This is a genomic window from Agrococcus sp. SCSIO52902 (assembly GCF_022983135.1).
In the GTDB taxonomy this organism is placed as follows: domain Bacteria; phylum Actinomycetota; class Actinomycetes; order Actinomycetales; family Microbacteriaceae; genus Agrococcus; species Agrococcus sediminis.
Genome location: NZ_CP095269.1, coordinates 1,801,016 through 1,824,682 on the forward strand (window position 1 = coordinate 1,801,016; position 23,667 = coordinate 1,824,682).

Annotated in this window: 21 protein-coding genes; 17 read left to right on the forward strand and 4 right to left on the reverse strand. The window is 74.7% G+C overall.

Annotation, left to right across the window (positions count from 1 at the left end; genetic code table 11):
* Nucleotides 1–18 precede the first annotated feature (18 nt).
* The 4 genes from MU522_RS08915 to MU522_RS08930 all read left to right on the forward strand — a co-directional run bounded on the left by MU522_RS08915 (nt 19) and on the right by MU522_RS08930 (nt 7,044).
* Nucleotides 19–969, forward strand: a complete 951-nt coding sequence (locus MU522_RS08915; RefSeq protein ID WP_246990681.1) for a MoxR family ATPase — start codon at nt 19–21, stop codon at nt 967–969.
* A gap of 1 nt (nt 970) precedes the next feature.
* On the forward strand, nt 971–2,152 hold the full coding sequence (locus MU522_RS08920) for a DUF58 domain-containing protein (protein ID WP_246990682.1): 1,182 nt from the start codon (nt 971–973) through the stop codon (nt 2,150–2,152).
* Nucleotides 2,149–4,299 carry a transglutaminase domain-containing protein gene (locus tag MU522_RS08925; protein ID WP_246990683.1) on the forward strand — a complete coding sequence of 717 codons (2,151 nt, stop codon included), beginning with the start codon at nt 2,149–2,151 and terminating at the stop codon, nt 4,297–4,299. Before MU522_RS08920 ends, MU522_RS08925 begins: the two co-directional genes overlap by 4 nt.
* A gap of 63 nt (nt 4,300–4,362) precedes the next feature.
* The gene (locus MU522_RS08930; protein ID WP_246990684.1) at nt 4,363–7,044 is read left to right on the forward strand and encodes an FtsK/SpoIIIE domain-containing protein; all 2,682 of its coding nucleotides are present in this window, start codon (nt 4,363–4,365) and stop codon (nt 7,042–7,044) included.
* On the opposite strand, the gene ald is transcribed toward MU522_RS08930, so the two are convergent.
* Nucleotides 7,011–8,123 (reverse strand): alanine dehydrogenase, encoded by a 1,113-nt coding sequence (gene ald / locus MU522_RS08935; protein ID WP_246990685.1) that lies wholly within the window; start codon nt 8,121–8,123, stop codon nt 7,011–7,013. The two genes, MU522_RS08930 and ald, sit on opposite strands and share 34 nt — an antisense overlap.
* Nucleotides 8,123–9,454: an aminotransferase class III-fold pyridoxal phosphate-dependent enzyme gene (locus MU522_RS08940; protein WP_128190364.1), complete on the reverse strand. Its 1,332-nt coding sequence runs from the start codon at nt 9,452–9,454 to the stop codon at nt 8,123–8,125. The genes ald and MU522_RS08940 overlap by 1 nt, the downstream gene beginning before the upstream one ends.
* A gap of 40 nt (nt 9,455–9,494) precedes the next feature.
* Here MU522_RS08940 and MU522_RS08945 point away from each other — a divergent pair, with 40 nt between their 5' ends.
* The 3 genes from MU522_RS08945 (at nt 9,495) to MU522_RS08955 (ending at nt 11,574) form a co-directional block, all read left to right on the forward strand.
* On the forward strand, nt 9,495–10,007 hold the full coding sequence (locus tag MU522_RS08945) for an OsmC family protein (protein WP_246990686.1): 513 nt from the start codon (nt 9,495–9,497) through the stop codon (nt 10,005–10,007).
* Entirely contained in the window at nt 10,007–11,113 is a 1,107-nt protein-coding gene (gene dxr / locus MU522_RS08950; protein WP_246990687.1) for a 1-deoxy-D-xylulose-5-phosphate reductoisomerase, read from the forward strand. The genes MU522_RS08945 and dxr overlap by 1 nt, the downstream gene beginning before the upstream one ends.
* A gap of 71 nt (nt 11,114–11,184) precedes the next feature.
* Complete coding sequence (locus tag MU522_RS08955; RefSeq protein WP_246990688.1) at nt 11,185–11,574, forward strand: GNAT family N-acetyltransferase; 390 nt, start codon at nt 11,185–11,187, stop codon at nt 11,572–11,574.
* 134 nt (nt 11,575–11,708) lie between these two features.
* Here MU522_RS08955 and MU522_RS08960 read toward each other — a convergent pair whose 3' ends face one another.
* Nucleotides 11,709–12,305: a hypothetical protein gene (locus tag MU522_RS08960; RefSeq protein ID WP_246990689.1), complete on the reverse strand. Its 597-nt coding sequence runs from the start codon at nt 12,303–12,305 to the stop codon at nt 11,709–11,711.
* A 46-nt stretch (nt 12,306–12,351) separates the two neighbouring features.
* Between MU522_RS08960 and MU522_RS08965 the strand changes: the two genes are divergently transcribed.
* Nucleotides 12,352–13,680 carry a site-2 protease family protein gene (locus tag MU522_RS08965; RefSeq protein ID WP_246990690.1) on the forward strand — a complete coding sequence of 443 codons (1,329 nt, stop codon included), beginning with the start codon at nt 12,352–12,354 and terminating at the stop codon, nt 13,678–13,680.
* A gap of 9 nt (nt 13,681–13,689) precedes the next feature.
* Here MU522_RS08965 and MU522_RS08970 read toward each other — a convergent pair whose 3' ends face one another.
* Nucleotides 13,690–14,283: a ribonuclease H gene (locus tag MU522_RS08970; RefSeq protein WP_348645593.1), complete on the reverse strand. Its 594-nt coding sequence runs from the start codon at nt 14,281–14,283 to the stop codon at nt 13,690–13,692.
* 60 nt (nt 14,284–14,343) lie between these two features.
* On the opposite strand from MU522_RS08970, the gene ispG reads away from it, so the two are divergent.
* The 9 genes from ispG to MU522_RS09015 are packed head-to-tail and all read left to right on the forward strand — an operon-like array spanning nt 14,344 to nt 23,663.
* Nucleotides 14,344–15,486, forward strand: coding sequence for a flavodoxin-dependent (E)-4-hydroxy-3-methylbut-2-enyl-diphosphate synthase (gene ispG, locus MU522_RS08975; RefSeq protein WP_128190358.1), 1,143 nt, complete (start codon nt 14,344–14,346; stop codon nt 15,484–15,486).
* 1 nt (nt 15,487) lies between these two features.
* Nucleotides 15,488–16,744, forward strand: a complete 1,257-nt coding sequence (locus MU522_RS08980; protein ID WP_246990691.1) for an MFS transporter — start codon at nt 15,488–15,490, stop codon at nt 16,742–16,744.
* Between the two features lie 11 nt (nt 16,745–16,755).
* Nucleotides 16,756–17,763, forward strand: coding sequence for an AAA family ATPase (locus MU522_RS08985; protein ID WP_246990692.1), 1,008 nt, complete (start codon nt 16,756–16,758; stop codon nt 17,761–17,763).
* A 9-nt stretch (nt 17,764–17,772) separates the two neighbouring features.
* Nucleotides 17,773–18,660: a DUF58 domain-containing protein gene (locus tag MU522_RS08990; protein ID WP_246990693.1), complete on the forward strand. Its 888-nt coding sequence runs from the start codon at nt 17,773–17,775 to the stop codon at nt 18,658–18,660.
* A complete protein-coding gene (locus MU522_RS08995) occupies nt 18,647–19,144 on the forward strand; it encodes a hypothetical protein (RefSeq protein WP_146357339.1) in 498 nt (165 codons plus the stop codon). The genes MU522_RS08990 and MU522_RS08995 overlap by 14 nt, the downstream gene beginning before the upstream one ends.
* Nucleotides 19,135–20,124: a VWA domain-containing protein gene (locus tag MU522_RS09000; RefSeq protein ID WP_246990694.1), complete on the forward strand. Its 990-nt coding sequence runs from the start codon at nt 19,135–19,137 to the stop codon at nt 20,122–20,124. The genes MU522_RS08995 and MU522_RS09000 overlap by 10 nt, the downstream gene beginning before the upstream one ends.
* On the forward strand, nt 20,121–21,107 hold the full coding sequence (locus MU522_RS09005) for a VWA domain-containing protein (RefSeq protein ID WP_246990695.1): 987 nt from the start codon (nt 20,121–20,123) through the stop codon (nt 21,105–21,107). Before MU522_RS09000 ends, MU522_RS09005 begins: the two co-directional genes overlap by 4 nt.
* Nucleotides 21,104–21,871: a hypothetical protein gene (locus MU522_RS09010; protein WP_246990696.1), complete on the forward strand. Its 768-nt coding sequence runs from the start codon at nt 21,104–21,106 to the stop codon at nt 21,869–21,871. The genes MU522_RS09005 and MU522_RS09010 overlap by 4 nt, the downstream gene beginning before the upstream one ends.
* Before the next feature lie 28 nt (nt 21,872–21,899).
* Nucleotides 21,900–23,663, forward strand: coding sequence for a proline--tRNA ligase (locus MU522_RS09015; protein WP_246990697.1), 1,764 nt, complete (start codon nt 21,900–21,902; stop codon nt 23,661–23,663).
* Nucleotides 23,664–23,667: the final 4 nt, after the last annotated feature.

A 23,667-nucleotide genomic window follows, 5' to 3' on the forward strand; every position in this document is an offset into this window, starting at 1 on the left:
AAGAGTGAGGAGCCTGCCGTGAGCGTCGACGTCGCGAGCATCCAGGAGCTGGCGGAGCACGTCGTCGAGCGCGTCGAGCGGGTGCTGGTGGGCAAGCCGCACGTGGTGCAGCTCGCGCTCACCGCCATGCTCAGCCACGGCCACCTGCTCATCGAGGACAACCCGGGCACGGGCAAGACGTCGCTCGCCCGCGCGCTCGCCGCGTGCATCCACGGCACCGCGAGCCGCATCCAGTTCACCCCCGACCTGCTGCCCGGCGACATCACCGGCGTCAGCATCTGGAACCAGGGCACGCGCGACTTCGAGTACCGCCCGGGTCCGGTGTTCGCGAACGTCGTGCTCGCCGACGAGATCAACCGTGCGAGCCCGAAGACGCAGTCGGCGCTGCTCGAGGTCATGCAGGAGGGCCGGGTCACCGTCGGCGGCATCACGCACCCGGTGCCGCAGCCGTTCATGGTGATCGCGACGCAGAACCCCATCGAGCACGCGGGCACCTACCAGCTGCCCGAGGCGCAGCTCGACCGCTTCGCGCTCAAGGCGTCGATCGGCTACCCCGACCACGCGTCGACGCTGCGCATCCTCGCCGACTCGGGCGACGAGCAGTCGCCCGACGAGATCGTGGCGGTGGCGGATGCGCGGGCCGTGCAGGAGATGGCGGCCCGGATCCGGCAGGTCCACGTCGAGGCGTCGATCGTCGACTACGTGGCGCGGCTCGTCGAGGCGACGCGCGAGGCCGACGAGGTGCGGCTGGGGGTCTCCGTGCGCGGCGCGCTCGCGCTCGTGCGCACGTCGCGGGCATGGGCGGCCATCCACGGCCGCGACTACGTGACGCCGGACGACGTGAAGGCGCTCACGGTGCCGGCGCTCGCGCACCGGCTCGTGCTGCAGCCCGAGGCCGAGTTCGACGACGTCCGGCCCGAGAGCATCGTGCAGCAGCTCATGCTCACGGTGGCGCCGCCCAGGCGCTGACGTGCGCTGGCTCGACGCCGCCACGCGAGCGATCACCCCGTGGGGGTGGGCGCTGCTGGCGACCGTCGCGATGGGCGTCGTGCTCGCGCGCTCGCTCGGCTGGACGGAGGCGCTCGTCGCCGCCGTCGCGGCTGCGGTGCTCGTGCTCGGCGCCATCCCGTGGATCGTCGGCGAGCGCTGGGCGCGCGCCCGCATCGGGCTGAGCGCCGAGCGCGTGCCGGTCGGCACCGAGGCGCTCGCGCTCGTCGAGGTGTCCCGCCCGACCCGCGCGGCGACGCCGCGGCAGGTCGACCTCGACATCGGCGACGAGGAGGCGGTGCTCGAGATCCCGCCGCTCGAGGTCGGCGGCCGGGTGCTGCGCAGCGTGCCGCTCGACACGAGCAGGCGCGGGCTGCGCTCCATCGGCCCGGCGACGATCATGCGCACCGACCCCTTCGGCGTGCTCGAGCGCCGGCACCGGCTGACCGAGACGCGCACGCTCGTCGTGCACCCGCGCGTCGTGCGGCTGCCGGGCGGCGCGGGCGGCATCGTGCGCGACCTCGACGGCGAGGCGGCCGCGGAGCGCACCGCCGACGACGTCTCGTTCCACAGCCTGCGCGAGTACGCGCCGGGCGACGACCGACGGCTCGTGCACTGGCGCTCGAGCGCCCGCCACGGGGCGCTGCTCGTGCGGCAGTTCGAGCCGTCGCGCCGCGCCGACACCCTCATCGTGCTCTCCACCGACCCCGCCGAGTACGACGGCGACGACTTCGAGCTCGCGCTGTCGCTCGTGGGCACGCTCGGCCTCGCGGCGATGGCCGACCGGCGCGCGCTCCGGGTCGTCGAGAGCCCGCGCACCGAGCGCGGACCGGCGCAGCCGGTCGACTCGGCCACCCGCGAGCGCCTGCTCGACGCGCTCGCGGTGCTCGAGCCGCGCAGCGGCCACGGCATCGCCCAGGCGGCGCGCGCCTCGCGTGGCGCCGCGGCCGGCAGCGTCGCGTGGCTCATCACCGGCTCCACCGTGCCGCCGCGCACGCTCCGCACCGCGGCGAACGGCATGCCCGCGGGCGTCGTCTCGGTCGTCGTGCGGGCCGCGGTCGGCGCGCTGCCGTCGCGCGCGCGGCTCGGCGACGCCGACGTGGTCACGGTCGGCGCGATCGAGGACCTCTCGCGCGGCATGGGCTCCGCTGGCGGCACCCGATGATCGCGCGCGCCCCGAGCGTCGGGCTGCTGCTGCTCGCCATGGTCGCCGCGTGCCTGCCGATGTGGTGGATCTTCGGCACCCTGCAGCTCGTCGTGGCGCTCTCGGTCGCGCTGCTCGTCGGCACCGCCATCGCCTGGCTCGGCGCCGTGCGCCGCTGGACCTCGCTGTCGATGCTGCTCACCGGGCTCGGCGCGCTCGCGCTGCTCGCCGTGCCGCTCACCGCCCCGCAGCGCATCGCGCGCGGCGAGTGGGCGCCGGCGCTGCTCGACGCGGGGGCGGCCGTCGTGCTCTCGTGGCGACGGCTGCTGACCATCGGGCTGCCCGTCGGCACCGACGACGCGCTGCTCATGGCGCCGGTGCTCCTCGTGCTCTTCGGCGCGATCATCGGCGTCGCGATCGCGCTGCGCTCGCCGCGCGCCGAGGTGGCGGTGCTCGTGCCCTCCGCGATCGCGACCTGGAGCATCCTCTGGGGGCCCCGAGACCTGCCGCTGCCCTGGCTCTCGGCGCTCGTGACGCTCGCCCCGCTCATCGCGTACGTCACGGTCGTCCGCCAGGCGCGTCGGCGCAGCCGGGCACCCCGCGCGCTGTCCTCCCTCGCGCGCCGCGTCGGCGCGGGCACCGTCGTCGCCCTGCTCGCAGCCGGGGCGGCGGGCGCGGCCGGCGCGGTCGCCGACCTGCCGGAGCGCATCGTGCTGCGCGGCGACAGCCCCACGTCGGTGACGCTCGACGGCGCGTCGCCGATGGCCGCCTACCGCGGCTTCTGGGAGGCCGAGGCGCGCGACGCCGGACAGCTCACCGCCACCGGGCTCGAGGCCGGCGACCGCATCCGCCTCGCCGTGCTCGACCGCTACGACGGCGAGGTGCTGGGCGTCGCGCGCGCCGAGTTCGAGCGCGTCGCGAGCGCCGAGGAGGGCGAGGGCCGGCTGGTCGGCGTCACGGTCGGGCAGCTCGCGAGCCAGTGGCTGCCGGTCGTCGGCACGCCGTCGGCGATCCGATTCGTCGGCGAGCGCTCCGACGTGCTCGCCGCCGGCCTGCACCGCGACGAGGCGCTCGACGCGGTGCTGGTCGAGCCCGGCATCCGGTCGGGCGACGGCTACCAGCTGCTCGTGCAGCCGGGCCCGGCGGTCGTCGGCGCCGAGGCGCTCGCGGCGCTCGAGCCCGCCGACCCGGTGCAGGGCGTGCCGGCGCTGCCCGACGACATGCTCGCCGCGCTCGCGGCGTGGACGGGCGACGCCGCCGCGCCGGGCGCGCGCCTCCAGGCGATGGTCGAGGGCCTGCGGGCCGACGGCTACGTGAGCCACGGCGTGCTCGAGGAGGAGGCGCCCTCGCGCCCCGGGCACTCGCTCGAGCGGCTCGACCGGCTCTTCGACGAGACGATGATCGGCGACGCCGAGCAGTACGCGACCGCCGCGATGCTGCTGGCGCGCCAGCTCGGCTTCGACTCGCGCGTCGTGCTCGGCTTCACGCCAGAGATCGTGCCCGGCCAGCCGACGACGGCCGTCGGGTCGGACGCGGATGCGTGGATCGAGGTGCGCACGGAGGCCGGCTGGGTGGGCGTCGACGTCGTGCCCGAGGAGCGACCGATCCCGGAGCAGGAGCAGGGCGCGCCCGCGGTGGTGGAGGAGCCGCCCGCGCAGCAGGCGCCCGCCCCGGCGCCGGGCGGGCAGGAGCAGGGCGCGGACCCGGCCGCGCCGAGCGCGCCGGAGGACACCGGTGCGGGCCTGTCGCGCCTGCTCGAGACGCTCGCCGCGATCGCGGCGGTGCTCGGCATGCTCGCGCTCATCGCCGCGCTGCCGGTCGGACTCATCGTCGCGAAGATCGTGCGCCGACGTCGGCGACGGCGCGCCGACGAGCCGCGCGACCGCGCGGTGGGCGCGTGGGCCGAGGTCGTCGACGGGCTGCGCGACCGCGGAGAGCTCGCCGAGGCCGAGGGCACGCGCGTCGAGCAGGCGGGGGCGGATCCCCGCATGCGCGAGCTCGCGCACCGGGTCGACCGCGCCGTGTTCGCCGCGCAGCCGCCGACCGAGCCCGAGATCGACGCGGCCTGGTCGCTGAGCGCCGCGGTGCTCGCCGCGCGCGACGAGGGCGGCAGGCGGCTGCGGCCGCTGCTCGCCCGGCTGAACCCCGCCTCGCTCGTGCGCCGGTAGCGCTCTCCACAGGTGCGGGCGCGCGCCGTGCGTGCCGGGGTCGCCGCGGCGCATCCTGCCGCCATGGAGACCCGCATCGACCTGCCGAGGCCGCCCGTCGACCCCGAGCCCGCCTCGTTCCCGGTGCTCGCGAGCCTCGCGCCGGTGCTCGGCGCCGGGGCGATGTGGCTGCTGCTGCAGACGCCCACGGTGCTGGTGTTCGCGCTGCTCGGCCCCGTGATCGCGCTCGCCTCGCTCGGCGACGGCCGGAGGGTGCGCCGCCGGCGCCAGCGCCGGGAGGCGGCGAGGTGGCGCGCCGAGATCGCCGACGCCGAGGCCCGCGTCGACGCGGCGCTCGACGAGCGGCGGCGCGAGCTCCGTGCTGCGAGCCCCGGCCCGCGCGCGGTCGCGGCGAGGCCGCCGCACGACCCCCACCGCTGGCGTCGCTCGGCGGATGCGCCGGTGCCCGTCGTGCTCGGCACGGGACCGCTGCCGAGCGGCATCGTCGTCGACGGCGCCGTGCCCGCCGCCGACCCCGCGGTGCGGCGCCTCGGCGCGGCCGAGCAGGCGGCGCGGCTGCGGTCGGCGGCCGCGGTCGTCGACGGACCCGTCGTCGCCGACGCGCGCGACGGTCTCGGGTTCGTCGGCCCGCTGCCGATCGCGACCGCGCTCGCGCGGTCGGCGCTCGTGCAGGCGCTCGATGCGGTGCCGCCGGACGCCGCGGAGGTGATCGCGCCCGACGACGCCGCGTGGGACTGGCTCGACGGCGTCCCGCACCGGCTGCACCGCGAGCCCGGCACCGCGGTGCGCGTCGTGGGCGACGGCGTGGAGGTGACGATCGCCGTCGCGCCGGACGCGTCGCTCCTGCCGCGCGAGTGCCGCACGGTCGTGCGCGCCGCGCTCGACGTCGCGCGCACGGGGGAGCGCTCATGCGCGCCGGCCGCGATCACGGCGCTCGAGGCGGCGCAGGCGGTCGGGACGCTCGCGGACGCCGCCGAGCACGCGGGCCTCAGGCGCTCCGGCGGGCTGCCGTCGCACGTCGAGCTCGAGGCGCTCCCGGTCGCCGCGGGCGGGCTCGCGGCCGCGTTCCTCGCCGCCGAGGCTCCCATCGAGCTCGACCTCGTGCGCGACGGCCCGCACGCGGTGGTCGGCGGCACGACGGGCTCCGGCAAGAGCGAGCTGCTCATCGCCTGGGTCGCCGCGATGGCGGCGGGGCGCTCGACCGAGGAGGTCTCGTTCCTGCTCGTCGACTTCAAGGGCGGGGCCTCCTTCGCGCCGCTCGAGGGGCTCGCGCACTGCGTCGGCGTCATGACCGACCTCGACGAGGGCGGGGCGCGGCGCGCGATCGAGAGCCTCCGCGCGGAGCTGCGCCGGCGGGAGCGCCTCCTCGCGGGGCAGGGGGCGCGCTCGATCGACGAGGCGGTCGGCGTGCCGCGCCTCGTGATCGTCGTCGACGAGTTCGCGGCGATGCTGCAGGAGCTGCCCGACCTGCACCGGCTGTTCGTCGACCTCGCCGCCCGCGGACGCTCGCTCGGCGTGCACCTCGTGCTCTGCACGCAGCGGCCGGCCGAGGCGGTGCGCGACGCGCTGCTCGCCAACTGCGGCATCCGCATCTCGCTGCGGGTCACCGACGAGCACGACGCCGTCGCCGTCACCGGCAGCGCCGAGCCGGCCGCCATCCCGCTCGACGCGCGCGGACGCTGCATCGTGCGCGTCGCGGGCGGCGAGACCCGGGCGGCGCAGGCGGCGCTCGCGAGCCCCGCCCACCTCGAGCGGCTCGTCGCCGCGTCGGCGGGCCTGCCGCGCCCCGCGAGGCCCTGGTGCGAGCCGCTGCCGGCGCGGCTGCCGCTCGCCGACGTCGATGCCGAGTACGGGGCGAGCCCAGGCGCGGGCGGCGCGGTGCTGCTCGGGCTCGTCGACCGGCCGGCCGAGCAGCGCGTCGCACCCGTGCGCTGGCGACCGGCGCTCGACGGGCCGCTGCTCGCCGTCGGCGGCGCCGCGAGCGGCCGCTCCACGCTCGCCGAGCTCGTCGCGGCGCAGCTCGGCACCGCCGTCGTCGACCGCGAGGATGCGCTGTGGGACGCGCTCCAGGAGCCCGGCCCGCTCGTCGTCGACGACCTCGACCTGCAGCTCGCGCGGCTCGGGGAGGAGCAGCAGGCGGTCGTCGTGCAGCTGCTGCAGCGGCGCATGCGCGAGGGCACGCCGGTCGCGCTCACCGCCCGCCGCGTCTCGAGCGCGATGGCGCAGGTCGCGCCGCTCGCCGAGCTCCGCATCCTGCTGCGCATCGCGAGCCGCCAGGAGCACATCGTCGCCGGCGGCACCGGCCAGCTGCACGACGCCTCCCTGCCGCCCGGCGCCGGCTGGCTGCACGACGAGCGCGTGCAGCTCGCGCTGCCCGAGGCCCCCGTGCCGCGCCGACGGCCGCGCTCGGTGCCGCTGCGCTCCGAGCGGGTCGCGGTGGTGCTGGGGGCGGGGGCCGACGTGCCGGCCGCGCTCGCGCGGGCGGCGGCCAGGCCGGGGGCGGATGCGTCAGCCGACGTCGTGCTCGGCACGGTCGGGGAGTGGGAGGCCGCGTGGGGCGAGCTCGACCGGCTGCGCGCCGAGCGCCCCGTGGTCGTCCTCGGCGTCGACGAGCGCCAGCTGCGGCAGGTGCTGCGGCACGCGCCCGCGCCGCCGCCGATGCGCACGGCGCCCGCCTGGGTGCTCGAGGGCGGTCGCTTCGAGCGGCTCCGCTACGCCAGCAGCGAGGCGACCGGTGCGGCCTGAGCGCCGAGCGCCGACGCGACGCCCTCGTGGGCCACGTGGCCGCCGGCCGTGTTCAGGCCCGCCGCCAGGCCCGCATCCGCTCGCAGCGCCTCGCGCCAGCCGAGGTCGGCGATCCGGGCGGTGGCGTGCAGCGTCGCGTTCGTGAGCGCCTCGGTCGACGTGCGCGGCACGGCGCCGGGCAGGTTCGCGACGCACGCGAAGACCGTCCCGTGCACGCGGAAGCTGGGCTGCCGATGCGTCGTCGGACGGGAGTCGGCGAAGCAGCCGCCCTGGTCGATCGCGATGTCGACGAGCACGGAGCCGGGCCGCATGCGCGCGACGAGCTCGCTGGAGACGAGCTTCGGCGCCCGCGCGCCGGGGATGAGCACCGAGCCGATCACGAGGTCGGCGTCGGCGACCGCCTGATCGACGGTGACGCGGTTGGAGTGCAGCGTCTGCACGCGGCCGCCGTAGAGGGCGTCGAACTGGCGCAGCCGCGGCAGCGACACGTCGAGCACCGTCACGCGCGAGCCGAGGCCGACGGCCATCTCGACCGCCGCCGTGCCCGCGACGCCTCCGCCGAGCACGACGGTGTGGCCGGCGCGCGTGCCCGGCACGCCGCCGAGCAGCAGCCCGGCGCCGCCGGCGGGCGCGGTCAGCAGCGAGGCGCCCTGCGTCACCGACAGGCGGCCGGCGACCTCGCTCATGGGCGCGAGCATCGGCAGCGAGCCATCGGGCGCCCGCACCGTCTCGTAGGCGATCGCGGTCGTGCCGCGCTCGAGCAGCGCCTGCGCGAGCTCCGGCGCCGCGGCGAGGTGCAGGTAGGCGAAGAGCGTCAGGTCGTCGCGCAGCAGGCCCAGCTCGTGCTCGACCGGCTCCTTGACCTTGAGCACCAGCTCGGCCGACCACGCCTCCTCGGCCGTCGCGACGATCCGCGCGCCGGCAGCCTCGTAGGCCTCGTCGGGGATGCCGCTGCCGGCGCCCGCGCCCGTCTCGACCAGCACCTCGTGGCCGTGCGCCACGAGCTCCGTGGCGCCGGTCGCGGTGAGCGCGACCCGCGCCTCGTCGGTCTTGATCTCGCGCGGGACGCCGACGAGCATCAGGCCGTCTTCGACGACGCCATCGCGCGGTCGATCACCTCGACGGCCTCGCGGAGCTGGTCGTCGGTGATCGCGAGGCTCGGCAGGAACCGCAGCACGTTGTAGTCCGTGCCCGCGGTGAGCACGAGCACGCCGTCGAGGCCCGCCGCCTGCGAGATCGGCGCGGCGGGGATCGGCGCGCCCGACTCGGGGTCGATGAGCTCGACCGCGAGCATCGCGCCGCGGCCGCGCACCTCGATGATCTCGGGGTGGCGCTCGGCGAGCTCGTCGAGCAGGGGCCGCAGCACGCGCTCGATGCGCTGCGCCTCGCCGTTCAGGTCGTTCGCCTCGATCTGCTCGAAGACCGCGACGGCGGCCGCGCACGAGACGGGGTTGCCGCCGAAGGTGCCGCCGATGCCGCCGGTGTGCACGGAGTCCATGATCTCGGCGCGGCCGGTGACGCCCGCGAGCGGCATGCCGCCGGCGATGCCCTTCGCCGAGAGCACCATGTCGGGCACCCAGCCGAAGTGCTCGGAGGCGAACGTCGCGCCCGTGCGGCAGATGCCGGACTGCACCTCGTCGGCGATCATGACGACGCCGTTGGCCGTGCACCACTCCTGCATCGCCGGCAGGTAGCCGTCGGCGGGCACGATGAAGCCGCCCTCGCCCTGGATCGGCTCGATCACGAGGCACGCGAGGTCGGAGACGCCGACGTGCTTCTCGAGGTAGTACTGGGTGCGCTCGGCCGCCTCGGCGCCGTCGAGGCCGTCGTGCAGCGGGTAGGAGCCCGGCGCGTGGAAGATGTCGGAGGCGAGCGGGCCCATGCCGGTGGCGTAGGGCGCGGGCTTGAAGTTCATCGTCATCGTCAGGTTCGTGCGGCCGTGGTAGCCGTGCTCGACGACGGCGACCGCGCGGCGGCCGGTGAACTTGCGGGCGATCTTCACGCCGTTCTCGACGGCCTCGGAGCCGGAGTTGACGAAGAACGACTTCTTGTCGTGGTCGCCGGGGGTGTGGGCGGCGAGGTACTCGGCGACGCGCACGTACGGCTCGTAGGGGGTCGTGCCGAACAGCGAGTGCGTGAGCTTGCCGACCTGCTCGCGCACGGCCGCGACGACCGCGTCGTTCGTGTGGCCGACGGTCGTGACGCCGATGCCGCAGCCGAGGTCGATGAAGCGGTTGCCGTCGACGTCGGTGATGATGGCGTCGTGCGCCTCCGCGATGAACACGGGGAGCTGGTGCGGGACGCCCTGGGGCACGGCGGCGGCCTTGCGCTCGAGGAGCGCGCGGCTGTTCGGGCCGGGGATCTCGGTGACGACGGAGCGGGACGGCGCGGAAACGGCGGTGTCGGTCATGTGCCCGATCCTACGCCGCCGCGCGGCCTACGCTGGGGCCATGCCGATGCGCCACGCCTACGCCGTCGATGTCGAGTGGACCGGTGCCGGTGCCGAGGGCACCAGCACCCACCGCTCCTACACCCGCGACCACGTGGTGCGGGTCGAGGGCCTCCCCGACATCCTCGGCTCCGCCGACCCGACCTTCCGCGGCGACCGCGGCCGGCACAACCCCGAGCAGCTGCTGCTCGCGGCGCTCGCGCAGTGCCACATGCTCAGCTACCTCCACCAGGCGGCGAGCCGCGGCATCGTCGTCACCGCCTACCGCGACGCGGCGACGGGCGAGATGGAGACCTCCGGCACCGGCGGCCGCTTCACGCGCGCGGTGCTGCACCCGGTGGTGACCATCACGGATGCGGGCCGGGCGGCGGACGCACTCGACGCGCACCTGCAGGCCGGCCGCGACTGCTTCATCGCCGCATCCGTCGCCTTCCCCGTGCTCCACGAGCCGACCATCGTCGTCGACGGCGAGGTCGTCGCCCGGCACGGCGCCGCGACCGGCGGGGAGCTCTGATGGCCGAGCGCGCGCCGAGCGGCGAGCGCCGCCGCATCCTGCTGCTCGGGTCGACCGGCTCGATCGGCACGCAGACGCTCGACGTCGTGCGCGCGAACCCGCGCCGGTTCGAGGTCGTCGGGCTCGTCGCGGGCAGCGACCGCGCCGGCCTCGAAGCACAGCAGGCCGAGTTCGGCGGCGAGGCGGCGCTCGGCGCCGACGCGGCCGTGACGATGATCGAGTCGGTCGAGTGCGACGTCGTCGTCAACGGCATCACCGGCTCCGTCGGCCTCGCGCCGACCCTCGCCGCCCTCGACGCCGGCCGCACGCTCGCGCTCGCCAACAAGGAGTCGCTCATCGCCGGCGGCGACCTCGTGATGTCGCGCGCGGCGCCCGGGCAGATCGTGCCGGTCGACTCCGAGCACTCCGCGATCGCGCAGTGCCTGCGCGCCGGCGACCACGGCGAGGTGCGCCGGCTCGTGCTCACCGCGTCGGGCGGCCCGTTCCGGGGCTGGAGCCGCGAGCGCATGGCGGCCGTGAACCCGGCGGATGCGCTGGCCCACCCGACGTGGGACATGGGCCCGATGGTCACGACCAACTCGGCGACGCTCGTGAACAAGGGGCTCGAGGTGATCGAGGCGCACCTGCTGTTCGACATCCCGCTCGACCGCATCGACGTGACCGTGCACCCGCAGTCGATCGTGCACTCGATGGTCGAGTTCGTCGACGGCTCGACGATCGCGCAGGCGTCGCCGCCCGACATGCGCCTGCCGATCTCGCTCGGCCTCGACTGGCCGCACCGCGTCGCCGGCGTCGGGACGCCGCTCGACTGGACCCGCGCATCCTCCTGGACCTTCGAGCCGCTCGACGAGGCGGCGTTCCCGGCCGTGGCGCTCGCGAAGAGCGTCGGCCGCTCGGGCTCGACCTACCCGGCGGTCTTCAACGCCGCCAACGAGCAGGCGGTGCGCGCCTTCCACCTGGGCGAGATCGGCTTCCTCGACATCATCCCCGCGATCGAGCGCGTGCTCGAGCAGCACGAGCCAGGCGGGCTGACGCTCGAGGGCGTGCTGCAGGCGGAGCGCTGGGCGCGCCGCGCGGCCGACGAGATCTGCGGCGTCGGCCGGTGACGATCGAGGTGCGCCGGGCGACAGCGGCGGATGCGTTGCGGCTCGCGGCATCGGAGCCTGCCGGTGCTGGTGTGGCCGCGTCCCATCTCCGCGCCCAGGAAGCGGGGGAGTCGATCTTCCTCATCGCACTCGAGGCCGATGAACCGATCGGTTCCGGGGTGCTGATGCTCGCCGAGGTGCCGGAGCTCCGGCACCTCCACGTGCACGAGGACGCGCGCGGACGCGGTGCTGGCTCTGCGCTCGTCGCGGCCGCCGAGCGCGAGGCGGGCCGCCTGGGCGCGACTGCGGTCGACCTCGGCGTCGGCGTCGAGAACGCTCGCGCCGCGGCGCTGTACCGGCGGCTCGGCTACGTCGATACGGGCGAGCGATCCACGACGACCTACTCGTACGTCGACCGCGACGGAGCGCGCCGCACCGCGACGGAGACCGACGTGCACCTGCGCAAGCACCTGCAGATCTGACACGCCGACGCGCGGCGGTGGCCGCGCACAACGCAAGCCCGTGTGAGCCGTCCCCCGGCGTGGAGAGCGACGGGCCGTTCCGGCCCGCGCGAATCGCGCCGCGGGCTTGCGTCGTGCATCGGGTCTCGGCGGAGCTAGGCCGGGTCGACGACCACCACGGCGTCGGAGGCGTCGATCGCCTCCACGACCGCGCCCGCGTCGTCCCACCAGCGGGCGTAGTGGTCGGGGTCGCGGTTGATCTGCACCGCGTGCGCGACGCGCGTCGGCGGCAGCGCGTCGCGGCCCTCGAGCTCGGCGAGCGCCCGGTAGAAGAGCACGGCCGAGCCGTACGCATCCATGCGCACCTCGTACGGCCCCCACGGGTCGCGCTGCTGGAAGAGGCCGCGCGAGTCGGGCCCCGCCCGGTCGCCTCGGTCGAGCACGCGCAGGCTCGACTCGCCCATCGCGGTCATCACGGCCACGCGCACGTCGCGCTCCGACATGCCGAGGTCGCGCCCGGCCTGCATGACGATCGCGGCGTTCGCGAGCTGCTGCCCGCGCCAGCCGCCGACCGACGCCGGCAGCCTGCCCTCGACGGTCGCGCTCTGCTGCGCGGGGTCGGGCGCGGGGCGCGCGACGATCCACGCGAGCACCACCACGAGCAGCAGCCCGATCGCGCCCAGCACGATGCCGCGGCCGTCGGAGGACGACCGGGGGACGCGCTCGGCGACGCGTGCAGGGCCAGCTGCCATGCGCGTCAGCGTAGGCACATCGGCTATGGGGCTAGCCTGAGCGGCGATGGAAGCCGTCCTCCTCTACATCTTGGGCGTGCTCGTCGTCGTGGTCGGCCTCGCCGTCTCGATCGGCCTGCACGAGCTGGGCCACCTGTGGCCCGCGAAGGCCTTCGGCGTGCGCGTCGGCCAGTGGATGATCGGCTTCGGCCCGACCCTGGTCTCCTTCCGCCGCGGTGAGACCGAGTACGGCGTGAAGGCCATCCCGCTCGGCGGCTACATCTCGATGTCGGGCATGTTCCCGCCGCTCAAGGCCGGCGGGGAGTCGAGGGATGCGTCGACGGGCTTCTTCGACACGCTCGTGCAGGATGCGCGGGCCACGAGCGCCGACTCCATCCACGAGGGCGAGGAGGGCAGGGCGTTCTGGCGCCTCGCCACCTGGAAGCGCATCGTGATCATGCTCGGCGGGCCGCTCATGAACCTGCTGCTCGCGATCGTGCTCTACGGCGTCGTGCTGAGCGGCTTCGGCATCGCGGTGCCGTCGACGACCGTCTCGACCGTCTCGGAGTGCGTGATCCCGGCGTCGGAGGAGCGGCAGGAGTGCGAGGCTGCCGATCCGCTCGCGCCCGCGGCCGAGGCGGGCATGCTCCCGGGCGACACGATCGTCAGCATCGGCGGCGAGCCGGTCGCCGGGTGGGAGGACGTGCAGACCGCGATCCGCGAGCTCGCGGGCCGCGAGACGGCGTTCGTCGTCGAGCGCGACGGCGCCGAGCGGACGCTCCAGGTGACGCCGCTCGCGACAGAGCGCTACGTCTTCGACGACCGCGGCGAGCAGGTCGAGGTCGACGGGGAGCCCATGACCGAGACGGTCGGCTTCGTGGGCGTCGGCCCGCAGTACGTCGTCGAGCAGCAGCCGCTCGGCGCGGTGCTGCCGGCGGTCGGCGACAACGTCGTGCGCGTGGGCGAGCTGATCCTCAACCTGCCCCAGCGGCTCGTCGACGTGGCCGAGGCGGCCTTCGGGCCGGGGGAGCGCGACCCGAACGGGCCCATGTCGGTCGTCGGCGTCGGCCGCATGGCGGGCGAGATCGCGGCGCTCGACCAGGTGCCGGTGCTCGAGCGCATGAGCGCGATGCTGCAGCTGCTCGCGAGCCTCAACGTGGCGCTGTTCGTCTTCAACCTCATCCCGCTCATGCCGCTCGACGGCGGGCACATCCTGGGCGCGATCATCGACGCGGTGCGGCGCGGATGGGCGAAGGTGCGCGGCACCGTGGCGCAGCCGCTCGACACGGCGAAGTGGGTGCCGGTGACGCTCGTCGTCACGGGCGTGCTCGGCGTGATGAGCGCGCTGCTCATCTACGCCGACATCGTGAAGCCCATCAGCCTCTTCGGCGGGTAGGGCTGCGGCTCAGCCGTTGCGCCGGCGCGCTGACTCGTCGTCGAGCAGGTCGAGGCCGTCGAAGAGGTCGGGGGCGGGCGCGGCGGGAGGCGCGGATGCGGCCGGCGCCGCCGACGGCGCGGCGCGCGTCACGCCGCCGAACCCGGGCCCCGCATCCGGCACCAGGCCGCGCTGGTAGGCCGCGGCCGCGCCGTTCGCGAGCCGATCGGCCGCCTCGTTGAGCGGGTGGCCCGCGTGGCCGCGCACCCACTCGAAGCGCACCACGCCGCCCTCGGCCTTCCTCGCAGCCATCAGCCGGTCGAGCTCCTCGAGCAGCTCGCGGTTCATCACCGGCTTGCCGTCGGCCTTCCGCCAGCCCTTGCGCTTCCAGCCCGCCATCCACTTCGTCACCGAGTTGATGACGTACTGGCTGTCGCAGAGGATGAGCAGCTCGTCGACGCCGTCGCTCTGGCGCAGCAGGTCGACGACCGCGGCGAGCTCGCCGATGTTGTTCGTGCCCTGCGGCTGCCCGCCCGCGGCCCAGCGCGCCTCGTCGACGTACCACCCCCAGCCGGTGGGGCCGGGGTTGCCGAGGGAGGAGCCGTCTGCCGCTGCGGTGATCACCCGTCGATGATGCCAGCCGATCGCGGCGCTCCTGACAGGAGCGGAGCGTAGGCTTGCACCATGGCAGCCATCAACCTCGGGAGCCCCGCCCCGCTCACGCTCGCGCCGCGTCGCAAGACCCGGCAGATCAAGGTGGGGAAGGTGCTCGTCGGGGGCGACGCGCCCGTGTCGGTGCAGTCGATGACGACGACCAAGACCACCGACATCAACGCGACATTGCAGCAGATCGCCGAGCTCACCGCCACCGGCTGCGACATCGTGCGCGTCGCGGTGCCGAGCCAGGACGACGCCGACGTGCTGCACATCATCGCCAAGAAGTCGCAGATCCCGGTCATCGCCGACATCCACTTCCAGCCGAAGTACGTGTACCAGGCCATCGACGCCGGCTGCGCGGCCGTGCGCGTCAACCCCGGCAACATCCGCAAGTTCGACGACCAGGTGGGCGAGATCGCCAAGCGCGCGAAGGCCGCGGGCGTGAGCCTCCGCATCGGCGTGAACGCGGGCAGCCTCGACCCGCGCCTGCTCGAGAAGTACGGCAAGGCGACGCCCGAGGCGCTCGTCGAGTCGGCGGTCTGGGAGGCGAGCCTGTTCGAGGAGCACGACTTCCACGACTTCAAGATCTCGGTCAAGCACAACGACCCGGTCGTGATGGTGAAGGCCTACCGCATGCTCTCCGAGCGCGGCGACTGGCCGCTGCACCTCGGCGTCACCGAGGCCGGCCCTGCCTTCCAGGGTACGATCAAGTCGGCGACCGCCTTCGGCATCCTGCTCTCCGAGGGCATCGGCGACACCATCCGCGTCTCGCTCTCGGCGCCGCCCGCCGAGGAGGTCAAGGTGGGCCTGCAGATCCTGCAGTCGCTCAACCTGCGCGAGCGCAAGCTCGAGATCGTCTCCTGCCCCTCGTGCGGCCGCGCGCAGGTCGACGTCTACACGCTCGCCGACGACGTCACCGAGGGCCTGAAGGACGTGCAGGTGCCCCTGCGCGTCGCGGTCATGGGATGCGTCGTGAACGGCCCGGGCGAGGCGCGCGAGGCCGACCTCGGGGTCGCCTCGGGCAACGGCAAGGGCCAGATCTTCATCAAGGGCGAGGTCGTGAAGACCGTGCCCGAGTCGGAGATCGTCGCGACCCTCATCGAGGAGGCGCGCAAGCTCGCCGACGAGCAGGGCCTGCCCGCGGGCGAGGCCGAAGTCATCACCGTCTGACGTGACGGCCGCGCCCGAGGAGCAGCCGGCGGCGCATCCGGCGCAGCGCCGCACGCTCACCGTGCTGTCGATCGCGCAGGCGCTCGGCGGCCTCTCGAACGGCGTCGCGCTCGGCGTGGGCTCCCTGCTCGTCGCCCAGGTGACCGGGCGGGAGGAGCTCGCGGGCCTCGCCGCGACCCTGCTCACGCTCGGCGGCGCGGCGCTCGCGGTGCCGCTCGCGAAGCTCGCGCAGCGGCGCGGGCGCCGCGTGTCGCTCACGACCGGCGCGCTGCTCGCGCTCGCCGGCGCCGTGACGCTCGCCGTCGGCGGCGCGCTCGAGGCGCCGTGGATCGTGCTGCCGGGCTTCTTCGTGCTCGGCGGCGCGATGGCCGTCAACCTGCAGTCGCGCTTCGCCGCCACCGACCTCTCGACGCCCCAGCGCCGCGGCCGCGACCTCGCGCTCGTCGTCTGGATGACGACCATCGGCGTGATCGTCGGCCCCAACCTCATCGGGCCGGGCGATGCGCTCGGCGTCTCGCTGGGGCTGCCGAGCCTCGTCGGGGCGTACGTCATCTCGGCCGCCGCGATGGCGGTCACGGCGGCGGTGCTGTGGTCGTCGCTGCGGCCCGACCCGCTGCTGGAGAGCCGCATGGGCGTGCCCGTCGAGGCCGAGGCTCCGCGCCTGCGCCTCGCGGCGCATCCGCGCGCCCTCGCCGCCGTCCTCGCGGTCGCTGCGGCGCACGCGACCATGGTGGGCGTCATGGCGCTCACGCCGGTGCACCTCGACCACGCCGGCCAGGCGCTCGGCGGGATCGGCTTCACGATGAGCGCCCACACCGCCGGCATGTACGCCCTCTCGCCCGTCTTCGGATGGCTCACCGACCGCGTCGGGGCGCGGGCGACCGTGCTCGCGGGCGCGGGCATCCTGCTGCTGTCGGTGCTCGCCAACCTGCTGCTGCCCGTCGCGCTCGCGCCCGTCGGGCTCGCGCTGCTCGGCCTCGGCTGGAGCGCCTCGACCGTCGCCGGCTCGACGCTCGTCGCCGCCGCCGTCGAGCCGCGCCTGCGGCCCGCGCTCCAGGGGCGCAGCGACCTCGTGATGGGGCTCTCGGGCGCCGCCGCCGGCGCCGCCGCCGGCCCGCTGCTGGGCCTCGCGGGCTACGGCGGGCTCAACCTCGCGATGCTCCCGGTGATCGCGACGGTCGCCGTCGCGGCGGTGCTCGCCACCCGCTCAGCACGAGCAGATAGCGTGACCGGGGCGACAGCCCCCACGACCGACTGAAGGAGCGCCGCGTGTCCAATGCAGTCCCCGGCAGGGACCCGATCACGCCCGAGGAGCTCGAGCGCGCCAAGGCCATCGTGCGGTCGATCGAGCAGTCGTTCCAGTCGACCGTCGTCGGCCAGCACCAGCTGCTGCGCTCCCTGCTCGTCGCGCTCCTGACGGGCGGCCACGTGCTCATGGAGTCGGTGCCGGGCCTCGCGAAGACGACCGCGGCCGCGACCCTCGCGCGCTCGGTCTCGGCCTCCTTCCACCGCATCCAGTGCACGCCCGACCTGCTGCCGAGCGACATCGTCGGCACGCAGATCTACGACCAGCACTCGGGGGACTTCCGCACGCAGCTCGGCCCCGTGCACGCGAACTTCGTGCTGCTCGACGAGATCAACCGCTCGAGCGCGAAGACGCAGTCGGCGATGCTCGAGGCGATGCAGGAGCGGCAGACGTCGATCGGCGGCGAGACGCACGCGCTGCCGGAGCCGTTCCTCGTGCTCGCGACCCAGAACCCCATCGAGCAGGAGGGCACGTACACCCTGCCCGAGGCGCAGCTCGACCGCTTCCTGCTCAAGGAGGTGCTCACCTACCCGACGCCGACGGAGGAGGCCGAGATCGTGCGGCGCGCCGAGACCGGCGTGTTCGAGCGCGGCCACGACGGGCCGGTCGCGTCGCTCGACGACGTGCGGTTCCTGCAGTCGCTCGTGAAGCGCGTCTACGTCGACCAGGCGATCACGAACTACGTCGTGCAGCTCATGTACGTCACACGGCACGCCGAGGAGTACATCGGGGCGCAGCTCGCGGGCTACATCGAGTACGGCGCGAGCCCGCGCGGCTCGCTGTCGTTCTCGATGGCGTCGCGCGCGCTCGCGCTCGTGCAGGGCCGCGACTGGGTGATCCCGGAGGACGTCAAGGACCTGCGCCACGCCGTGCTGCGCCACCGCCTCATCCTCGGCTACGAGGCCGAGGCCGACGGCGTCGCGAGCGAGCAGATCATCGACGCCGTCTTCGGCGCCGTGCGCACGCCGTAGGAGCGGTCGATGGAGCGACGTCTGCGCAAGGTGAAGACCACCATGTCGATCCACGCGCACCGCCGCACCCTCGAGCTGCTCGACGGCGAGTACGCCTCGATCCACCACGGCCGCAGCCACGACTTCGACGACCTGCGCGAGTACCAGCCGGGCGACGAGGTCAAGGACATCGACTGGAAGGCGACGGCGCGCAGCCACGTGCCGCTCATCAAGCGCTACATCGCGTCGCGCCAGCACACGCTGCTGCTGGTGGTCGACTCCGGCCGCAACATGGCCGCGACCGCCGAGTCGGGGGAGTCGAAGCGCGAGATCGCCATCCTCGTCGCCGGCGTGCTCGGCTACCTCGCGACCCGGCACGGCGACCGCGTCGGGCTGCTGATGGGGGATGCGTCGCGCACCGAGAGCATGCAGGAGGGCGGCTCGGAGGCGCACCTGGAGCGCATGCTGCGCCGCGTCGACGACGCGATCGGCCTCGACGGCCCGCACTCGCACCTCGAGGTCGTGCTCGAGCACGCCGTGCGGCGCATGCGGCGGCGCTCGCTCATCGTCGTGATCGCCGACGACCTCGCGTACACGCACGACCTCGACGTGCACCTCGGCAGGCTGCACGCCCGCCACGAGGTGCTGTGGGTGTCGATCGGCGACGCCGACCTCATGGCGCGCGCCGGCGACCACCGCGACCTCGTCGGCGTCGACTCCGGCGTCGGGCTGCCGCCGTTCCTCCGCCGCGACCGGGGCCTCCGGCGCGCGTTCGACGAGCAGACCGCGCTCCGCCGCGAGCGCCTCGAGGCGGGCCTGCGCTCGCTCGGCATCGCGTCGGTGCGCATCGGCTCCTCGGCCTCGGCGATCGGGAGCCTCTTCCGCCTGCTCGAGAGGCACCGCCGTGCGCGCCGCTGACGCGCAGGCGCTCGCGCTGCTGCCGGCGCCCGACACGTACGGCCCCTTCGGCTACGGGCCGTGGTGGGTGCTCGGCGGCGTGCTGCTGCTGCTCGTGCTCGCCGCCTACGCCTTCGCCTGGCTCTGGACCCGGCCGCGGGGCCTGCTCGAGCCGCCGCCGCCCCCGCCGGTGCCGATCGACGTGCGGAGCGTCAAGGAGAAGTACCTGGGCCTCATCGACGAGGTCGCCAAGGAGCACGCCGACGGCGAGCTCGACCCGCGGGCGCTCGCGCAGCGGCTGAGCCTCGTGCTGCGGTTCTTCGCCCACGAGTCGACGGGCGTCGTGGCCGAGGTGATGACGCTGCGCGACCTGCGCTCGGCCGACCTGCCGACCGTGCAGGGCGCGGTCGAGCAGTACTACCCGTCGTCGTTCCGGCGCGCCGCGAAGCACGACCCCGACGCGGCGATCGCCGCCGCCCGCCAGGTGGTGGCGACGTGGATGTGACGCTGCTGTGGCCGTGGGTGCTGCCGGTCGTGCTCGTGGTGGGCATCGCCCTCGTGGTGGTGGGGCTCGTGCTGCCGCGGCGCCGTCGCGACCGCGGCCTGCCCGTCGCCCACGTCGACCGGATGACGGGCCTCGCGGCCTTCCGCGGCGCCCTCCTGCGCTACCGGCTCTGGATCGCCGGCGCCCTCGTCGCCACGATCGCCGGGCTCGCGGTCGCGGGCACGGTCGCGTCGCGGCCGTCGGGCGTGCACGCGAACCAGGAGGACGACTACAAGCGCGACATCGTGCTGTGCCTCGACGTGTCGGGCTCGATGGTCGACGTCGACGCCGAGATCCTGGGCGTCTACCAGCAGATCGCCGCGGAGCTCGACGGCGAGCGGGTCGGGATGCGCATCTTCGACGCGTCGAGCGTGATGGCGTTCCCGCTCACGAGCGACTACGACTACATCCAGGAGCAGCTGGGCCGCTACGTGCGGGCGCTGAACGGCACGCTCGGGCCCGACGAGCAGTTCAACTACCTCGCGGGCACCGCGAGCGGGCTGGGCGCGTCGCTCGTCGGCGATGGCCTCGCGTCCTGCGTGCTCGACTTCGCCGACCTGGAGGCGAGCGACCGGCCGCGGTCGATCATCCTCGCCACCGACAACGTCGTGAACGGCCAGCAGATCTACTCGCTGCCGCAGGCCGGCCAGCTGGCGGTCGACAACGAGGTGCGCGTCTACGCGATCAACCCGTTCGACTTCGGCGGCGACCAGTACTCGCAGGAGCTGCGTGAGACGGCCGAGGGCACCGGCGGCGCGTACTTCGCGCTCGACTTCGCGCAGACGGTGCCGCAGATCGTAGACCGGGTGAACGCGATCGAGGCCGGCTACATCGAGACGCCGCCGCAGATCCAGGTCGTCGACCGGCCCGGCGCCCTGCCGCTCATCGCGCTCGTGCTCGTCGCCGGCGTCTGCCTGATCGCCTGGAGGGTGCGGCTGTGATCTCGTTCCACCCGACCCTGCCGGTGCTCGTCGCCGTCGTCGGTGTCGCGCTGCTGGCCCTGTGCGCCTGGCAGCTCGTCGCGGCGCGCGGCAGGCGCATGGCGTGGCTGCGCCGCACGCTGCTCGTGGCGCTCGCGGTCGCGATGGCCTTCCGGCCCGCGCTCCCCGGCGGCGAGGTGCCGACCGCGTCGATCCAGGCGCGCGTGTTCGTGATGGTCGACACGTCGCAGTCGGTCGCCGCGGAGGACTGGGGGAGCGAGCCGCGGCTCGTCGGCATGCAGGAGGACGTCGTCGAGATCGCGCGCTCCTTCGCGGGCGCCGACATCTCGGTGATCTCGTTCGACTCGACCGCGTCCCTGCGCGTGCCGCTCACCGACGACGGCTCCGCGGTGATCGAGATGGTGCGGGCGCTGCGGCCGGAGATCGCGCAGCAGTCGCGCGGCACGTCGGTCGCGGCCGCGCACGACCTGCTGCTCGCCGAGCTCGAGCGCAGCGCCGCCGAGGAGCCCGACTCGCCCGCGATCGTCTTCTACCTCGGCGACGGCGAGCACACCGCCGAGGAGCCGCCGCAGTCGTTCGACGACGTCGCCGGGCTCGTCGACCGCGGCTTCGTGCTCGGCTACGGCACCGAGGAGGGCGGGCGGATGCGCGTGTCGAGCTTCGACCCGACCGACGAGGCGTACCTGCAGGATCCGGCGGGCGGCGACGCGATCAGCCGCATCGACGAGCAGCAGCTGCAGTCGATCGCCGACGAGCTGGGCATCAGCTACCTCCACCGGCAGCCGGGCCTGCCGCTCGCCGACGCGCTCGGCCCCATGGCCGTGCTCGACGGGGAGGCCGACCTCGACCGCACGGAGGAGGCGCGGCTCGAGGTGGCGTGGGTGCTCGCCGGGCCCATCGCGCTGCTGCTCGCCTGGGAGGGGCTCAGCCTCGCCCGCTCGCTGCGCTCGACGCGCGGCATCCTGCGGGAGGAGGCGCGATGAGGCTCCCGGGGATCCGCCGCCGCGTGCTCACCGACCGGCAGCGCCGCACCCTGCGGTGGTGGCTCATGCTCGGGCTCATCCCCGTGGCGCTCGCCGTGCTCGTGCTGTCGACGAAGCTCATCAGCGTCAACGCGCTCTCGCAGACGGCGATCGACCGCTTCGAGGGCCGCGCCTACGGCCAGGCCGCGGAGGCCGCCCGCGGGCTCGAGCTGTGGAACTGGATCGAGCCGTGGAAGGCGCCGTTCGACCTGGGCGTCTCGCTCGTGATGGGCGGCTCGCTCGAGGAGGGCAGGGCCGACATCGAGGAGTCGCTGCAGCTGCACGGCGAGCCCGAGACGCCCGTCCAGCTGCACGAGCACTGCATCATCGTCGCCTCGCTCGTCACGGCGATCGAGAAGCAGGGCGATGTCGCCCGGGAGGCCGACGACACGCAGGCCGCGAACGGCTTCTACGGCGAGGCGCTCGCCCTCATCGACGGCCTCCCCGAGGGGTGCCTCGACGAGCCGCGCGAGGGCGAGGCCGACACGCAGGCGCAGTTCGAGGCCGCCCAGCCGCGCATCGAGGAGAAGATCGAGGACGAGTCGTCCGACGAGGGCGAGGGCGACGGCGAGGGCGAGGGCGAGGGCGAGCAGGAGCCGCAGACGCCCGAGGAGCAGCTCGAGGAGCAGAACCAGGACGCCCAGACCGAGCAGCAGCAGCAGGACCAGTACGACGAGGGCGGCGAGCAGGAGGGCGGCGGCTCGGGCGTCGAGCGGCCCTGGTGAGCCCCGCGCGCCGCCTAGACTCGCAAGGGTGATCCGCCTCTCCGAGCTCTTCTTCACCACGCTGCGCGAGGACCCGGCCGAAGCCGAGGTCGCGAGCCACCGGCTGCTGCTGCGCGCCGGCTACATCCGCCGCGCGGGTGCCGGGCTGTACTCGTGGCTGCCGCTGGGCCTGCGCGTGCGCCGCAACATCGAGCGCGTCATCCGCGAGGAGATGACGGCCGCGGGCGCCCAGGAGGTGCTGTTCCCGGGGCTGCTGCCGCGCGAGCCGTACGAGCGCACCGGCCGCTGGACGGAGTACGGCGACGGCATCTTCCGCCTCCAGGACCGCAAGGGCGCCGACCACCTGCTCGCGCCGACCCACGAGGAGGTCTTCACGCTGCTCGTGCAGGACCTCGTGTCGAGCTACAAGTCGCTGCCGCTGACGATCTACCAGATCCAGGACAAGTACCGCGACGAGGCGCGGCCGCGCGCGGGGCTCCTGCGCGCGCGCGAGTTCACGATGAAGGACGCCTACTCGTTCGACGTCGACGACGCCGGCCTCGACGCCTCGTACCAGCGCCAGCGCGACGCCTACGAGCGGATCTTCCAGCGGCTCGGGCTCGAGTACGTCATCGTCTCGGCCGACGCGGGCGCCATGGGCGGCTCGAAGTCGGAGGAGTTCCTGCACCCGACGCCCGTGGGCGAGGACACCATCGTGCGCTCGGCGGGCGGCTACGCGGCCAACGTCGAGGCGTTCGAGACCGTCGCCCCCGACCCGCTGCTCGTCGAGGGCCTGCCCGCCGCCGTCGTGCACGACACCCCGGACACGCCCACGATCGAGACGCTCGTCGCCGACGCGAACGCGCGCTTCCCCCGCGAGGACGGCCGCCCGTGGACGGCCGCCGACACGCTGAAGAACGTCGTGCTGCGCCTGACGCACCTCGACGGCTCGAAGGAGCTCGTCGTCGTCGGGCTCCCCGGCGACCGCGAGGTCGACGACAAGCGCGCCGAGGTGGCGTTCCAGCCCGCCGAGGTCACCGCCGCGGACGAGACCGACTTCGCGGCCAACCCGGGCCTCGTGAAGGGCTACATCGGCCCGTGGTCGGCCTCCGGCGCCGTGCTCGGCGAGCAGGGCTCCACGCGCATCCGCTACCTGCTCGACCGTCGCGTCGTCGACGGCACCGCCTGGATCACGGGCGCGAACGAGCCCGGCCGGCACGTGTTCGGCCTCGTCGCGGGCCGCGACTTCGCGGGCGACGGATGGGTCGAGGCGGCCGACGTGCGCGAGGGCGACCCCGCTCCCGACGGCTCCGGCCCCGTCACCCTCGAGCGGGGCATGGAGATCGGCCACGTCTTCCAGCTCGGCCGCAAGTACGCCGAGGCCCTCGGGCTCAAGGTGCTCGACCAGAACGGCAAGCTCGTCACGGTGACGATGGGCTCGTACGGCATCGGCGTGACGCGCAACCTCGCCGCGATCGTCGAGCGCTCGCACGACGAGAAGGGCATCATCTGGCCCCGGGAGATCGCGCCGTTCGACGTGCACGTCGTCGCCACCGGCAAGGACCAGGCTGCGTTCCGGGTCGCCGAGACGGTCGTCGCCGACCTCGAGGCGCGCGGGCTCGAGGTGCTCCTCGACGACCGGCCGAAGGTCTCGCCCGGCGTGAAGTTCGGCGATGCCGAGATCATCGGCGTGCCGCAGATCGTCATCGTCGGCCGCGACGCCGCCGCAGGCCTCGTCGACGTCTGGGACCGCGCGACCGGCGACCGGCAGCAGGTGCGGATCGAGGAGCTCGAGGCGGCGCTCGGCCGCTGACGGG

Bases quoted from the DNA above. Each gene is read 5' to 3' on its own strand.
- MU522_RS08990 (WP_246990693.1), top strand. From the start codon at position 17,773: ATGGAGCGACGTCTGCGCAAGGTGAAGACCACCATGTCGATCCACGCG.
- MU522_RS08930 (WP_246990684.1), top strand. From the start codon at position 4,363: ATGGAGACCCGCATCGACCTGCCGAGGCCGCCCGTCGACCCCGAGCCC.
- MU522_RS09010 (WP_246990696.1), top strand. From the start codon at position 21,104: ATGAGGCTCCCGGGGATCCGCCGCCGCGTGCTCACCGACCGGCAGCGC.
- MU522_RS08960 (WP_246990689.1), bottom strand. From the start codon at position 12,305: ATGGCAGCTGGCCCTGCACGCGTCGCCGAGCGCGTCCCCCGGTCGTCC.
- dxr (WP_246990687.1), top strand. From the start codon at position 10,007: ATGGCCGAGCGCGCGCCGAGCGGCGAGCGCCGCCGCATCCTGCTGCTC.
- ald (WP_246990685.1), bottom strand. From the start codon at position 8,123: ATGCTCGTCGGCGTCCCGCGCGAGATCAAGACCGACGAGGCGCGGGTC.
- MU522_RS08925 (WP_246990683.1), top strand. From the start codon at position 2,149: ATGATCGCGCGCGCCCCGAGCGTCGGGCTGCTGCTGCTCGCCATGGTC.
- MU522_RS08945 (WP_246990686.1), top strand. From the start codon at position 9,495: ATGCCGATGCGCCACGCCTACGCCGTCGATGTCGAGTGGACCGGTGCC.
- MU522_RS08940 (WP_128190364.1), bottom strand. From the start codon at position 9,454: ATGACCGACACCGCCGTTTCCGCGCCGTCCCGCTCCGTCGTCACCGAG.
- ispG (WP_128190358.1), top strand. From the start codon at position 14,344: ATGGCAGCCATCAACCTCGGGAGCCCCGCCCCGCTCACGCTCGCGCCG.
- MU522_RS08965 (WP_246990690.1), top strand. From the start codon at position 12,352: ATGGAAGCCGTCCTCCTCTACATCTTGGGCGTGCTCGTCGTCGTGGTC.